At 47.8% G+C, this 12,533-nt stretch carries 14 protein-coding genes; 8 read left to right on the forward strand and 6 right to left on the reverse strand.

Going from position 1 to position 12,533, the window contains the following annotated elements:
• Positions 1-308 precede the first annotated feature (308 nt).
• Positions 309-1,748, reverse strand: a complete 1,440-nt coding sequence (locus WBV27_RS08170) for a SulP family inorganic anion transporter (RefSeq protein ID WP_424201049.1) — start codon at positions 1,746-1,748, stop codon at positions 309-311.
• A 224-nt stretch (positions 1,749-1,972) separates the two neighbouring features.
• Positions 1,973-2,776: a Cof-type HAD-IIB family hydrolase gene (locus WBV27_RS08175; protein ID WP_424201051.1), complete on the reverse strand. Its 804-nt coding sequence runs from the start codon at positions 2,774-2,776 to the stop codon at positions 1,973-1,975.
• A 202-nt stretch (positions 2,777-2,978) separates the two neighbouring features.
• Here WBV27_RS08175 and WBV27_RS08180 point away from each other — a divergent pair, with 202 nt between their 5' ends.
• Positions 2,979-3,221, forward strand: coding sequence for a hypothetical protein (locus WBV27_RS08180; RefSeq protein WP_424201053.1), 243 nt, complete (start codon positions 2,979-2,981; stop codon positions 3,219-3,221).
• A gap of 24 nt (positions 3,222-3,245) precedes the next feature.
• Positions 3,246-3,557, forward strand: coding sequence for a hypothetical protein (locus WBV27_RS08185; RefSeq protein WP_424201055.1), 312 nt, complete (start codon positions 3,246-3,248; stop codon positions 3,555-3,557).
• Here WBV27_RS08185 and corA read toward each other — a convergent pair whose 3' ends face one another.
• Positions 3,558-4,511, reverse strand: coding sequence for a magnesium/cobalt transporter CorA (corA, locus tag WBV27_RS08190; protein ID WP_424201057.1), 954 nt, complete (start codon positions 4,509-4,511; stop codon positions 3,558-3,560).
• Positions 4,512-4,671: 160 nt separating this feature from the next.
• Here corA and WBV27_RS08195 point away from each other — a divergent pair, with 160 nt between their 5' ends.
• Together WBV27_RS08195 and WBV27_RS08200 are read left to right on the forward strand one after the other, a co-directional pair.
• The gene (locus WBV27_RS08195; RefSeq protein WP_424201059.1) at positions 4,672-5,475 is read left to right on the forward strand and encodes an HAD-IIB family hydrolase; all 804 of its coding nucleotides are present in this window, start codon (positions 4,672-4,674) and stop codon (positions 5,473-5,475) included.
• A gap of 128 nt (positions 5,476-5,603) precedes the next feature.
• A complete protein-coding gene (locus tag WBV27_RS08200; RefSeq protein WP_424201073.1) occupies positions 5,604-5,987 on the forward strand; it encodes a MerR family transcriptional regulator in 384 nt (127 codons plus the stop codon).
• Positions 5,988-6,043: 56 nt separating this feature from the next.
• Here WBV27_RS08200 and WBV27_RS08205 read toward each other — a convergent pair whose 3' ends face one another.
• Positions 6,044-6,499 (reverse strand): OsmC family protein, encoded by a 456-nt coding sequence (locus WBV27_RS08205; protein WP_086986076.1) that lies wholly within the window; start codon positions 6,497-6,499, stop codon positions 6,044-6,046.
• 292 nt (positions 6,500-6,791) lie between these two features.
• Between WBV27_RS08205 and WBV27_RS08210 the strand changes: the two genes are divergently transcribed.
• Positions 6,792-7,139 carry a hypothetical protein gene (locus WBV27_RS08210; protein WP_424201061.1) on the forward strand — a complete coding sequence of 116 codons (348 nt, stop codon included), beginning with the start codon at positions 6,792-6,794 and terminating at the stop codon, positions 7,137-7,139.
• Between the two features lie 103 nt (positions 7,140-7,242).
• Here WBV27_RS08210 and WBV27_RS08215 read toward each other — a convergent pair whose 3' ends face one another.
• A complete protein-coding gene (locus WBV27_RS08215; RefSeq protein ID WP_424201063.1) occupies positions 7,243-7,476 on the reverse strand; it encodes a hypothetical protein in 234 nt (77 codons plus the stop codon).
• Positions 7,477-7,676: 200 nt separating this feature from the next.
• Positions 7,677-8,606, reverse strand: a complete 930-nt coding sequence (locus WBV27_RS08220) for a LysR substrate-binding domain-containing protein (protein ID WP_424201065.1) — start codon at positions 8,604-8,606, stop codon at positions 7,677-7,679.
• Positions 8,607-9,030: 424 nt separating this feature from the next.
• Here WBV27_RS08220 and WBV27_RS08225 point away from each other — a divergent pair, with 424 nt between their 5' ends.
• The 3 genes from WBV27_RS08225 to WBV27_RS08235 form a co-directional block, all read left to right on the forward strand.
• On the forward strand, positions 9,031-9,966 hold the full coding sequence (locus WBV27_RS08225) for a nitronate monooxygenase (protein WP_424201067.1): 936 nt from the start codon (positions 9,031-9,033) through the stop codon (positions 9,964-9,966).
• 83 nt (positions 9,967-10,049) lie between these two features.
• Positions 10,050-11,618: an acyl CoA:acetate/3-ketoacid CoA transferase gene (locus tag WBV27_RS08230; protein ID WP_424201069.1), complete on the forward strand. Its 1,569-nt coding sequence runs from the start codon at positions 10,050-10,052 to the stop codon at positions 11,616-11,618.
• A gap of 13 nt (positions 11,619-11,631) precedes the next feature.
• A partial coding sequence (locus WBV27_RS08235) for an L-lactate MFS transporter (RefSeq protein ID WP_424201071.1) occupies positions 11,632-12,533 on the forward strand: 902 nt, incomplete at its 3' end.

Raw genomic sequence — 12,533 nt, forward strand, 5'->3', positions numbered from 1 at the left:
CTGCTCGGCATCATCACGCGTTTCGACTTGGTGGAAGTGTAGGCAGGCTTTAGTTAAGCAATGATAAAGACAGGCTGCCCCACTGTGGGAAAGCCTGTCTTTTTTGGAGCAGGGCGCCGAAATGTGAGCGTAGCTCCTGTGAATGATCCCTTCGACGGAGGACAACCGTAATAATTGGCCTCACCTCCGATCAATCCGGGCTCGTCGGAGAACGCAATCGGAATGATGACCGCCCTCCGTCGAAGGCTGCGCTCGCCGGAGGAGGAAGACGACAAAGGGCCGCCTCGAGAGGCGGCCCATGGGCATTCCTATTTTTCTTTATGAATGGATATCCGTTTGAAAAGGGCCGAGCTTTGCGGATTCGCGCCGGTGAACGTCGTTTTCACGCCCCGTTTTTTGTTGCGGGTGATGAGCTTATCGATCGCTTCAACAGCGGTGGAATCCCATAAGGTCATGGCGCTGATGTCGATGACGACTTCTTCCTCGTGTTCAATCTCTTCAGCGAAGAATTCCAGAAATTTTTCGGCGGAAGCAAAGTAAAGGTGGCCGTCCACTTTGTAGTGGTGATCATCATCGGCAGTTCCGGATTCAACATGGAGATGAGCCATTTTGAAAGCTGCGAAGATGGCGCTGACCAAAGTTCCGGCCACGACGCCGTAAGCTAAGTTGTGCGTTCCGATAACGATGGCCACGGTTAGGATCATTGCGAAACTTTCATTTTTAGGGTTCGTCCGCAGACGTTTGATCGAGTCCCAGTTGATGGTTTCAAAGGAAACGACGACCATGACTGCCGCCAAAGCGACAACAGGGATCTGCACGACAGCGCCGTTCAAAAGAACGACAGACGACAACATGAAGAATCCTGACAGGAAAGTCGCAAGACGGCCGAGGCCGCCGTAATTCAGGTTGATGATCGTTTGACCGATCATGCCGCAACCGGCGATGCCTCCAAAGAAGCCAGAAACGACATTCCCCAGACCTTGGCTCAGCGTCTCTTGATTTTTGTCGCTCTTTTCCTCGGTGATTTCATCGACCAACTGGGCGGTCAACAAGGATTCCACCAACCCGACGATGGCGACCGAAAGTGCCGTAGGGAAAATGATCCGCAAAGTTTCCAACGTCATCGGAACAGCCGGGATGCCGAAGCGCGGCAAATCCGTAGAGATGGAACCCATATCTCCCAACGTTTTCACATCCAAGCCAAAGCCCAGCACAATCGCGGTGATGACCAAAATCGCAACGATAGGTGCAGGGATTTTCTTCGTGACTTTAGGGAACAGGAAAATGATCGCGATTCCCAAAAGGCCCAGAAGCGGCAAAAGCAGGCTGCCTTGGAAATGATCTAATTGCGAAGTGAACATCATGATTCCCAAGCCATTCACGAAACCGGTCATGACAGGCTTCGGGATGTAGCGCATCAAGGTGCCGATTTTGAGTAGTCCCAGGACGAGCTGCAGGATACCTGCCAGAATCGTGGCGGCAAAAAGGTACTGGATTCCGTATTCGGCGACCAGATGAGCCAGCACCAATGCCACAGACCCAGCTGCTGCTGAAATCATGCCCTTGCTGGAGCCGAAAAAGGCTGCGATGGCTGTGATGAAGAAAGTGGCGTAGACTCCCACAATCGGAGCCACCCCTGCGACGATCATGAAACCGATGACTTCAGGGAATAGAGCCAAACAGACGACGATACCTGCCAGAATATCCCCTTTGATATTACCGAACCATTCTTTTTTGTATTGTTTCATGGATACCTTCCTTCTTGAAAAAATAGTGATTATTTGATGCTCAAGATTATTTTATTAGGACGCAAAAGTACATAGTAACATACAACTGAAAACAGAGGAACAATAATTTATCTTAAAATTTAATGAACTTTAAACCTGCTTGAAAGGTCTGATTCCTGAAAACAAAATAAAAGGAAGATGCCCCCAGCCTCATAATTGAAGCGGGATCCATCATCCTTTTTTGTTTATTCCATTTCGAGCAGCTGCTCGATTGCGGCCAATACGCCTTCTTCATTGTTCGAAAGGGCACAGTATTTGGCGGCTTTTTTGACGTCCTCGGCTGCGTTCGCCATCGCGAAACTGTAGGCCACATGCTCCAGCATTTCGATGTCATTCCCGCTGTCGCCGAATGCGGCGGTCTCCTCATCGGAGATGCCCCACAGCTTCTGCAGCAGTTGGATGCCGGAAGCCTTATGCATGCCGGGAATGATGAGGTCGATGGAGCCATGGCCGGTCGGTACCGGGGAGACGACATCGCCTACTTCGCGCGTGAAGTGTTCCAAAAGGGAAGGGACTTCTTCTTCTGAGAATCCTGATGCAAATTTGAAGATGATATCATCTATTTCGGAAAAAGAATCCACACGTTTCAAGCGATGATAGAAGCGTTTCGTGTTTTGGTAAAAGTAATCGGAAACGGAGCTGTCGACATAGGCGCTGTTTTTGCCGCAAACGACCAATTTCGAATAGGCATCCAACTCCTTGAAGATCCGGAGCACTTTATCGATGGTCTCCTGCGTCATCTCGCCGACGGACAGCTCCTTGTTGCAATCCACGACGAAAGCGCCATTTTCCGCCACAAAAGCAATATTATCCTGTATTTCAGGGAAAAAAGAACGCAGTTGGTAGTATTGGTTTCCGCTGGCCACGACAAAACGGATATCCTTTTCGAGCATGCGTTTGTATAGGGCAGCGAAGCGCTCCTTGTTGAATTTCTTGTGGCTGTCCAGGAAAGTCCCGTCCATATCGACGGCGATCAGTTTGATGGGCATGGCGAATCTTCCTTTCGTCGGATGCAAAATTCCTCCGGCTGGAACCGCCAGTTTAGAGCATCCGCTTATGTATAGAACATCTTAACACGTTTCCTTACTTTTCCCAAGAGGAAAAGGATAGCTTTAGCGATTTTCCCGGAGAAGGAAAAGGTTGACAAAAAGAACGTGTGTTCGTATTATGGTATTAAAGGATGTGACTGATATGGAAAATGGGATTTGCCTGAAAGGTTCAGTGGAAAAAATCAAAATCCTCAAACTGGAGGAAACGCCACTGATCCGTTTCACACTGACAGTGGACAAGGAAGAGAAGCAAAATTGCTTGATCCGCGCGCATTCATTGGATTTTCTGTATCAGGTCAGCGAAGGAAACGCAATCGTGATCTATGGCAGGAAGAACAAGCGCAATCAAGTTGTGGTCCAGAAATATCACGTGAATCAAAACTGAAGGCTGATGGGTAGGGTGAGGAAAATGATGCTGATGCAAAAAGGAATCTGGAGAGAAAAGTTGGATGTCGCCGATTTGTTGGAACGAAAAGGATGCTATGAGTTCACACTGTTGGAGGATAAGCTTTTCGTCAGGGAGGAGCTGTTTGAAATTTGGTGGTATGCCTATGGTGGAAACAATCATATTTTGGCAAAAAGCAAACGTTGTCCGAATCACCTCTATTTCTTTTTGCTGGAGCCAGGCGACCTGTTCACGGTGAATGATTTCAGCAGCTATCTGGAAACAGGGGAATTGAAGCATCCTGTTGCCACCTATTACAAGAGAAACGGCTGGTAATCAGAACCAGCCGTTTTTCTTGAACCACCGATACATGGAAACACCAATCAGGAGCATCAGGCCAATCGCTAGAAAATAGCCGTATTTCCAAGTTAATTCCGGCATATGTTCGAAATTCATCCCATAGATGCCGGCGATCAGCGTCAAAGGCGAGAAGATCGAGGTGATGATGGTGAGGATCTTCATCACCTCGTTGGTCTGATGGGAATTGAGCGACAGATAGCTGTCGCGCATATCCGTCGTCACTTCGCGATTAGAGGTGATTAGCTCGGACACCTTCAGCAAGTCATCGTGGATATCCGAAAAATAACTGCGTCTTTTGCGGACGCCTTCCAAATGCTGGGAATTCAGCATCCGATAAAGCAGATCCCGCATCGGATTGACGGTCTGCATCAGACTCAACAACCGATGGCGGATATCGATCAGCTGCGGCATCTGATCGGGCGAGCGCCTATTTTGAGTGCTGTCCTCGATGCGAATCAGTTCGTCTTCAACGTCATGCAGCAAAGGGAAATAATTGTCCACGATTTTGTCGAGCACTTGATAGAACACGTAGTGGGGATCCCACTTTTCTGTATTTTGCTGTGCAAGCAGGCGCTCGCGGATGTAGTGCACTTCTTTTGAAGATTTATAGTGGAAGGTCACGATGAATTTTTCCGCGACAAAAAAGTCCAGTTCTTCCTTGATGATTTTCTTCTGCTCCGCATGGACATGATGGGTGACGTAGAAGGTATAGCCTTCGTAATAATCCAACTTCGGACGCTGAAGAAACTGGAGGCAATCTTCAATAGCTAAAGGATGGAAGTGGAAAGTATCCTTGAGATGCTGGAACTCCTCGGTTGTTGGGTTATCGAAGTCGATCCAGCTCCATTTGTAGGCGGAGAGATCCGCGGTATTCAGATCGAGGTCTTTTTTGATTTGATTGTCAGTTGTGATGCCGATAGTTGTTATCATTATGATTGCACCTTCTCTATTATGATTTCAAGCTTCATTATACGGGAATCGCACAAGCAGCGCCATCCGGAAGGTTTTCTGCGCTTCAGCATACGGACTGTCGTGGACCAGAAAGTATGCGATAATGGAGGGAGAAATTTATCGGAACGGAGGACATTGGATGATTAAGTTGATTTTGACGGATATGGATGGCACTTTTTTGAATAGCCAAGGGGATTTCAACAGGGAACTTTTCAAGCAGGTCAAGCAGATGATGGCGGAAAAAGGAGTCGTTTTCGCGCCTTGTACGGGCAAGCAGAGTGAGCGTGTCGAAGAAATATTCGGCGAGGATGCCGCTGATTTTTGGATTCTCGGGGACAGTGCTTCCCGGATCAAACGCAATGGCGCAGTCGTCTATGAATCGTTGTTGGAGAATACGACAGGCCTGGCCATCCTGCGCGAACTGGAAGAAATGCAGCTTGGGCATACGCTGATCGCTTGCACGAAGGAAGCCGCCATGATCAAAAACGATCTGTCGCCTGAAGAATCCGCGGCTGTAAGGAGATCCTACAAGAAAGTGATGACGGTGGCGGATTTCGGAGCCATCGAGGACGATTTCATAAAAATCACAGTCCGTGATATGCAAGAACGATGCATCGGGACCGCTGAAAAATTGGCTGCTTTTCGTGACCGCGCGCATATCGTCGCTTCGGAGAAAGCCTGGCTGGATATTACGGATTTGAATGTACATAAAGGGAGTACGGTAGCCCATCTGCAGGAGCTGCTGCAGGTCACCCCGGAAGAAACGATGGTGTTCGGTGACGGGATGAATGATGTCGAAATGATGAAGAGCGGCAGGTACAGTTTCGCTGTGCGGAACGCTTATCCAATCATCAAGGACACGGCGGCATTCACCACGGGAAGATCGAATGATGAGGACGCGGTTTCGCATACGATTTTGCAGTTGCTTGCGTTGCAAGGCTGAAAGATTATTGAAGCAGTAGTTCTCACTGCCTGGAATTTCCGTTTGACTTGGAGTCCACTCCAAGGTGTAGGATGTAACTGAAGCTAACTGCCAGGACAGGTTTAGATGCCGAAAGGATGGACGAGATGATAAACATAAAGAAAGCCAGCGAGCAAACGGGTGTATCGGCTGATACCATCCGCTACTATGAGAGGATCGGTCTGATTCCGCCCATAAAAAGGAATGAAAACGGAGTCCGTGAATTCGATGAAGAAGATCTGAAATGGATCGTCTTCAGTCGCCAGATGCGCAATGCAGGGCTATCGATTGAATCCTTGATCGAATATCTTGCGCTCTTCCGCAGCGGTGAAGAGACTGTTCCGGCAAGGATGGATCTGTTGGTCGAACAACAGCATGAACTGCAGGAACGGATCGATGTGATGCAGCAGGCGATGGAACGGCTGACATTCAAAATCGAAAATTATACGAGCCACATGGTTCCGAGCGAAAACAAGCTGAGAGAATTCAAGTAGATGTAACGACAAAAAAATCCCATCAGGCCTTGTTTGGCAGGCTGATGGGATTTTTTTTAATTGGTCCTGATCCACTGGGTCGACATGTCGACGCCCGCATCCAGCATGAGGTTATAGACGGGGCATCTTCTTTCGACTTCAGCCGCCAACTTCTCGATGGCTTCGTCGGTCTCATCGGTCTCGATATGGTTGATGAGCGTGACTTCCTGGAAGTAGGTCCGGATATCGTCTTCCCCGGCAAAACCGCGCGGATCAAAGGTGCCTTCGACGGTGAACGACAGGCCTCTGTAGGCGAGCCCTTGTTGTTCGGCTACATAATAGGCAATGATCGAGGTGCAGCCTGCCAGCGAACTCAAAAGATATTCTAGCGGATTCGGCCCTTTGTTGTCGCCGCCCATCCGTTCCGATTCATCCACAAAAAATTCAGGCAGGTTACGGACTTTTACTGTAGTGGTGATGCCTTGGTGTGATTGGCCAGTGATTCTCAGTTTCGATAATTTTGTTTCTGTCATCTGGAATACCCCGTTTCTGCATTTAGTTTAGCCAGCGCTTACAAGTTCATTTTATCATAGCGGTGAAGGATAAACTTAACAGAAGCACTCCCTCCAAACGAGGAAGGGGGCTTGGGAAAATATCAGACATATAGGGTTCATCTATTGCACGGCGGATGTGCAAAACTGCCATGGAGTGGTATACTATGCTTGAAGGAAAAAGTGCGGGCAAGTGTTGAAGTACAAGCCTGTGTTCACGTTTTTTAAGCAAATGATTATTTTGGTTGATTCACGAAGAAAAGGGGTTTTCTCAATGGAAAAGAAGGATTTGGAACTGATATTGGCTAATTTTGGACCGGAAAAGGAATTCATCGGCGATGGCTATTTCCGCATTCGCGACAAAGGCAACGAGCATTATGAAATCGCCTATCTTGTCTCAGCCTGCTGCGGAACAACGAACTACTATCCACAGATTGCTGTCCATGTCGAAGGAGACAAAGTGGTTCCCGATTCCGTGTTGGATCTGGTATCCAATCCGGCAAAAATGCTCAGTTATTCACCTGAGACAAGTGCTGTGATGGAACAGGAATTGGATAAACTCTGCCAAAAGTTTTTGGATATCAAAGGATTGAAAGCAGCAAACGTCGGAACACCAGACTGATCTCTGGTGTTTTTTTGATATTAGGATGCAAAAAAAGGAACAAGCAATGCGTAATGACGCACTCTTGTTCCTTTTTTTATTGTTTTTTTTAGGCGGCTGTCCCTCAATAAGGTTTTGCCGATTCGAACGAGTCTTTGATGACGCGATTGCAGTCTCCGCATTTCAGCCAGTGACCAAGATCATTGCTTTCCTGATAAACGCTCGATGGATGCTTGCATTGGCAGTACAGGATCTCGGTTTCTTGAGGGGGATCTTCGGGAATGATATCCAGATAGGGTTCTTCCGTTAACCAAGTGGCATCGATAGCATCGTGGTCGTCTCTTGATAATTTATCCATGTGACTCCCTCCTGAAGGTGAATGATTCGCTTCATGCGGCAAGATTTTTTTTTCGTCCTTGCTTACCTTGATGATACAACTTCTGCTGCCGAAGGCCAAATGATATGGTTCCGAACGGAATAAGCGGTGTTTTTTTATAGATGGGATGCAAAAAAGGAGCAAGGGAATGCGCACTGACGCACTCTCTTGCTCCTTTTTTTTCAGATGGAATCGCTGTAGGCTTTCATCAGCTCCTTCGCCATATCGATCATGGCCAGGTCGACGGAGGAAAGGGTCTTTTCTTTGCTGTAGGCGATGAAATAACGGGTGCGGACGATGCTGGTTTCGATGTAGAAAATATTGTAAGTGTCCATCAATTCGCTGTTGTTGAGCGCACTTTTCGGCAGAAAAGTCAGTCCCATACCCTTTCTGGCAAGCGCTGCTGCTGTTGAGATATTCTGCGTTTCCATGACGATGTCCGCCTTGATGTCCAGATGCTTAAGGAATTCATTTGCCTGTTTGCGGATGCCGGATTGGGAGGTGGTCAGCACATACTTTTCGTTCTTCAGCAGATTCAAAGGATAAGGGAATTTTTCGATATCCTTCAAGCCGGGTTGGTACAACGGGCTTGTGTCGGGAACGATGACGCACCATTTGTCATCGGCAAGCATCGTGTAGGAAAGTTGTTCGTTATGGATCGGCAGCATGCCCAAGTAGAGATCGACTTTGTTTTCCAGCAGGTCCATTTCCGTCGTCTTGGCATCCTGCTCCATGATCTTCAGGACGATGCCTGGATATTTTTCATGAAACTTCGGCAGGATCAGCGGAAGCAGAAAGGAACCCATGATCGGATGGACACCGATGCGGATCCGGCCGTACTTCAGCTTTGTGATCATGGTCAATTCGTTGACCATATCTTCGTATTGGTTCTGCATCTTTTTCATGTGCGTCAGGAACCGTTCGCCGGCATAGGTCAATTCCATCGGCGTCCGATTGCGCTCAACCAATTGGGTTTGCAGTTCCTCTTCCAGCTTCGTGATGGTCTTGCTGAGGTAGGGTTGGGAAATATATAAAGACTTTGCCGCCTGAGTGAAGGTCCCTTCACTGACGATGGCATCCAGGTAGGCAATGATAGTTGTCTGTTGCATCATTTTTTTAGTCATCCTTTCAATCGCGATGTTCTACTGATGGTTATACTGGAAAACGATAAAGAATTGCAAGCGTTATTGTACCGCATTTTATGATTGTGAAAGATAAAATAATCACAATTATAACATAGGGGTTATGAAAGTGATATCTATTCAGAACAAAAAAGATATGAACAAAATACATTATGTCAAAAAAGAGGTGTATTATATTTGTTCATAAACTAACTAGTGACGAGGTTTTTGCTCCCAATCCAATTATTTCGTATAACCAAACGGTTATGATAAACCGGTGAAGATTACTATTTCACAATTAATCAGATCAATTCTATAATGCAACTATCAAGAGAAAAGGTGAGCAAACGGAGCGGCGATTTCAGCCGACCTTGCAGACTCACTACTCACAATTCAAGGAAGAAGGAAAAACAAGATGACAACAATATGCGAAATGCTAGGAATAAAATATCCTATTTTTCAAGGAGCAATGGCTCGGATCGCAACGGCTGATATCGCTTCTGCCGTTTCAAATGCAGGCGGACTAGGCATCATCGCTTCAGGCGGAATGACAGCAGATCAATTGCGTGCAGAGATCCAAAAATGCAAAACGATGACGGACAAACCGTTTGCCGTTAACTTGATGCTGATGATGCGTAATTGTCCGGAATTGGTTGATGTCGTGATCGAAGAAGGCGTCAAAGTCGTGACAACTGGAGCAGGAACACCGAAACCGTTCATGCCGAAATTCAAAGAAGCTGGCATCAAAGTCATTCCAGTAGTAGCTTCCGTGAAACATGCACAAAAAATGGAAGCCTTGGGTGCGGATGCAATCGTAGCTGAAGGAACAGAAGCGGGCGGACACGTCGGCGAAACAACAACTATGTGCTTAGTACCGCAAGTAGTCAGCGCAGTCAACATCCCTGTATTGGGAGCCGGCGGCGTCGGTGATGGCCGCGGCGTCGTTGCGATGTATGCAATGGGTGCTCAAGGAATCCAGGTAGGAACACTGTTCTTGTCTGCTGAAGAATGCCCGGTTCCGGCTACATTCAAACAAGCGGTACTGGATGCTGATGATACAGCTACAATCGTTACAGGCCGCCGCAATGGAGCGCCTGTCCGTTCGATCAAGAACAAAATGCTTGCTAAGTTCCAGGAACTGGAAAACAACAACGCATCCCGTGATGAATTGGAAGAATTGTCATTGGGTTCATTGAGCAAAGCCGTATTCGAAGGCGATGTCGAGAACGGATCGGTCATGGCCGGCCAAATCACTGGTATGGTCCGTGATATCCGTCCTGCCAAAGAAATCATCGAAACATTGTTCAAGGATGCTGAAGCAATCGCAGGATCATTGAAGATCGCTTATTAATCAAAACTGAAAAGCTCAGATCAAGGCTGAGCTTTTTTCTTACTTACTTATGTGAATGAACGAGCAAACAGGAGGGTACACTTATGACAAAAGTAATCACAGCTGCGGAAGCGGCAAAATTGATCAAAGACAACAGTACAGTGGCGTTGACCGGATTCGGACTGGCTTGTGTAAACGAAGAAATGGCCATTTCCATCGAAGATCGCTTTAAAGCGGAAGGTCATCCGAATAACCTGACAGTCATCCACGCAAGCGCTGTAGGGGATCGCCGCACAAAAGGGATGAGTCATCTTGCCCACGAAGGCCTGATCAAACGTTGGATCGGCGGGATCGTCAGTGCTTCTCCGCAACTCAGTGACCTGATCGTCGAAAACAAATGCGAAGCCTACAACCTTCCGCAAGGGGTCATCACCCAATTGTACCGAGAAATCGCTGCAAAACGTCCGGGCTTGTTCACTAAAGTCGGCATGCGCACATTTGTTGATCCGCGTCTGGAAGGCGGCAAGCTTTCACCGCGCACGACCGAGGACATCGTCAAAGTGGTTGAAATCGAAAATGAAGAATGGTTATTCTATCCGACTTTTCCGATTAATGTCGGCCTGATCCGCGGAACGGTAGCCGATGAAAAAGGCAACTTGACGCTTGAAAAAGAAGGTTTGCACATGGAAGTGCTGCCAGTCGCACAGGCTGTCAAAAACTCAGGCGGTATCGTGATCGCACAAGTGGAAACGTTGGCGGCTGCAGGCACGCTGCATCCTAAAGATGTAAAAGTACCGGGCATTATGGTCGACTACATTGTCGTGGCACAACCAGGCAATCAATTCCAAACCGAAAATACGGAGTACAATCCGGCTTTCTCCGGCGATACAAAAGTACCATTGGATGCTGTAACGGCACTTCCGTTGGATGCCCGTAAAGTTATCGCCCGTCGTGCAGCGATGGAGTTGGTTCCTTCAGCTGTCCTGAACCTTGGCGTAGGGATTCCTGTCAATGTCGCGACAGTCGGTGCGGAAGAAGGCATCAGTGATCAATTGGTGTTGACTACCGAAGCAGGATCGATCGGCGGCGTTCCGGCAGGCATGAAGGACTTCGGACATGCCTTCAACAGCGAAGCGATTATGGATCACCATGCGCAATTCGATTTCTACGATGGCGGCGGATTGGACCTGTCGGTATTGGGACTGGCTCAAACCGATGCCTCCGGAAACGTGAATGTATCCAAGTTCGGCAATCGTGTAGCTGGTTGCGGCGGATTCATCAATATTTCCCAAGCTGCCAAAAAATTGGTGTTCGCAGGAACCTTTACTGCCGGCGGTTTGCAGCAGGAAGTAAAAGATGGCCGTTTGACGATCATCCAAGAAGGCAAAGCGAAGAAATTCGTAGCTGAAGTCGAACAAGTGACTTTCAGTGGGGAATACGCGTCCGAAGTGGAACAGGAAGTATTGTATGTGACGGAACGTGCGGTATTCGACCTCGAAAAAGGCAAATTGCGCCTGATCGAAATCGCGCCTGGCGTCGATCTGGAAAAAGATATTTTGGGACAAATGGGCTTCAAACCGGTCATTGCCGATAATCTGAAAGTAATGAACGAAGGCATGTTCCGCGAAAATTGGGGAGAACTAAAAAACATCGTCATGGCGAATGGAAAATAGGGGAGTGTTGTTGATGAAAAAGGAAATTAATCGTTGGGCTGTCTTGGTCAGCTCTATGGGTATCTTGATGTGTACGGGTGCAGTTTATGCTTTTAGCGTATTGGCAGGACCGTTGTCTGCCGCAAGAGGTTGGACAATGGCTGAGGTCATGGTAGCTTTCGCGATCAATGCGGCTTTGGGGCCGATTCCGATGATTTTGGGCGGCTTCTTGACCGACAAAGGTTGGTCGAAATGGAGCACGATGGCCGGAGCGGTATTGTTCGGTGTCGGTTTTGCTTTGGCGGGTACAGCTACGACTTTGACTGAATTGTACGTGTATTATGGTTTGATGGCCGGTTTCGGACAAGGCTTCGCTTACTCAGGCTGCCTAAGCAACACCATCCGTTTCTTCCCGGATAAAAAAGGTTTGGCTTCTGGATTGATCACAGCAGGTATGGGCGGAGCGGCCATCATCGCAGCTCCGATCGCGAACCAATTGATCCAAAGTATTGGCGTTGCCGACACTTTCGTGCGGATGGGTATCGCCTATGCAATCATCAGCTTCACTTGCAGCCTCTTCATCAAGGTTGCACCGAAAGATTACATGCCAAAAAATATGAACGCAGCGGCTACTGCAGCAGCGAATAAACCGGTCGTAAATAAGAACTGGAAAGAAATGCTGCAGGATCCAAAATTCTATATGATCATCCTGATGTTCGCTATGGGTGCTTTCTCAGGCTTGATGATCGCTTCAAACGCTTCACCGATCGGACAATCAATGTTCGGCCTATCCGCAGCAGCGGCAGCCGTATATGTCAGTGTGTATTCGTTAAGTAATACGATGGGCCGTATTATCTGGGGAGCTGTTTCGGACAAACTTGGCCAACCAACGACTATCAGCATTATGTACAGTGTCATCATTCTTACTTTCTTGAT

This window comes from Trichococcus sp., from assembly GCF_049589555.1.
Taxonomy (GTDB): Bacteria; Bacillota; Bacilli; order Lactobacillales; family Aerococcaceae; genus Trichococcus.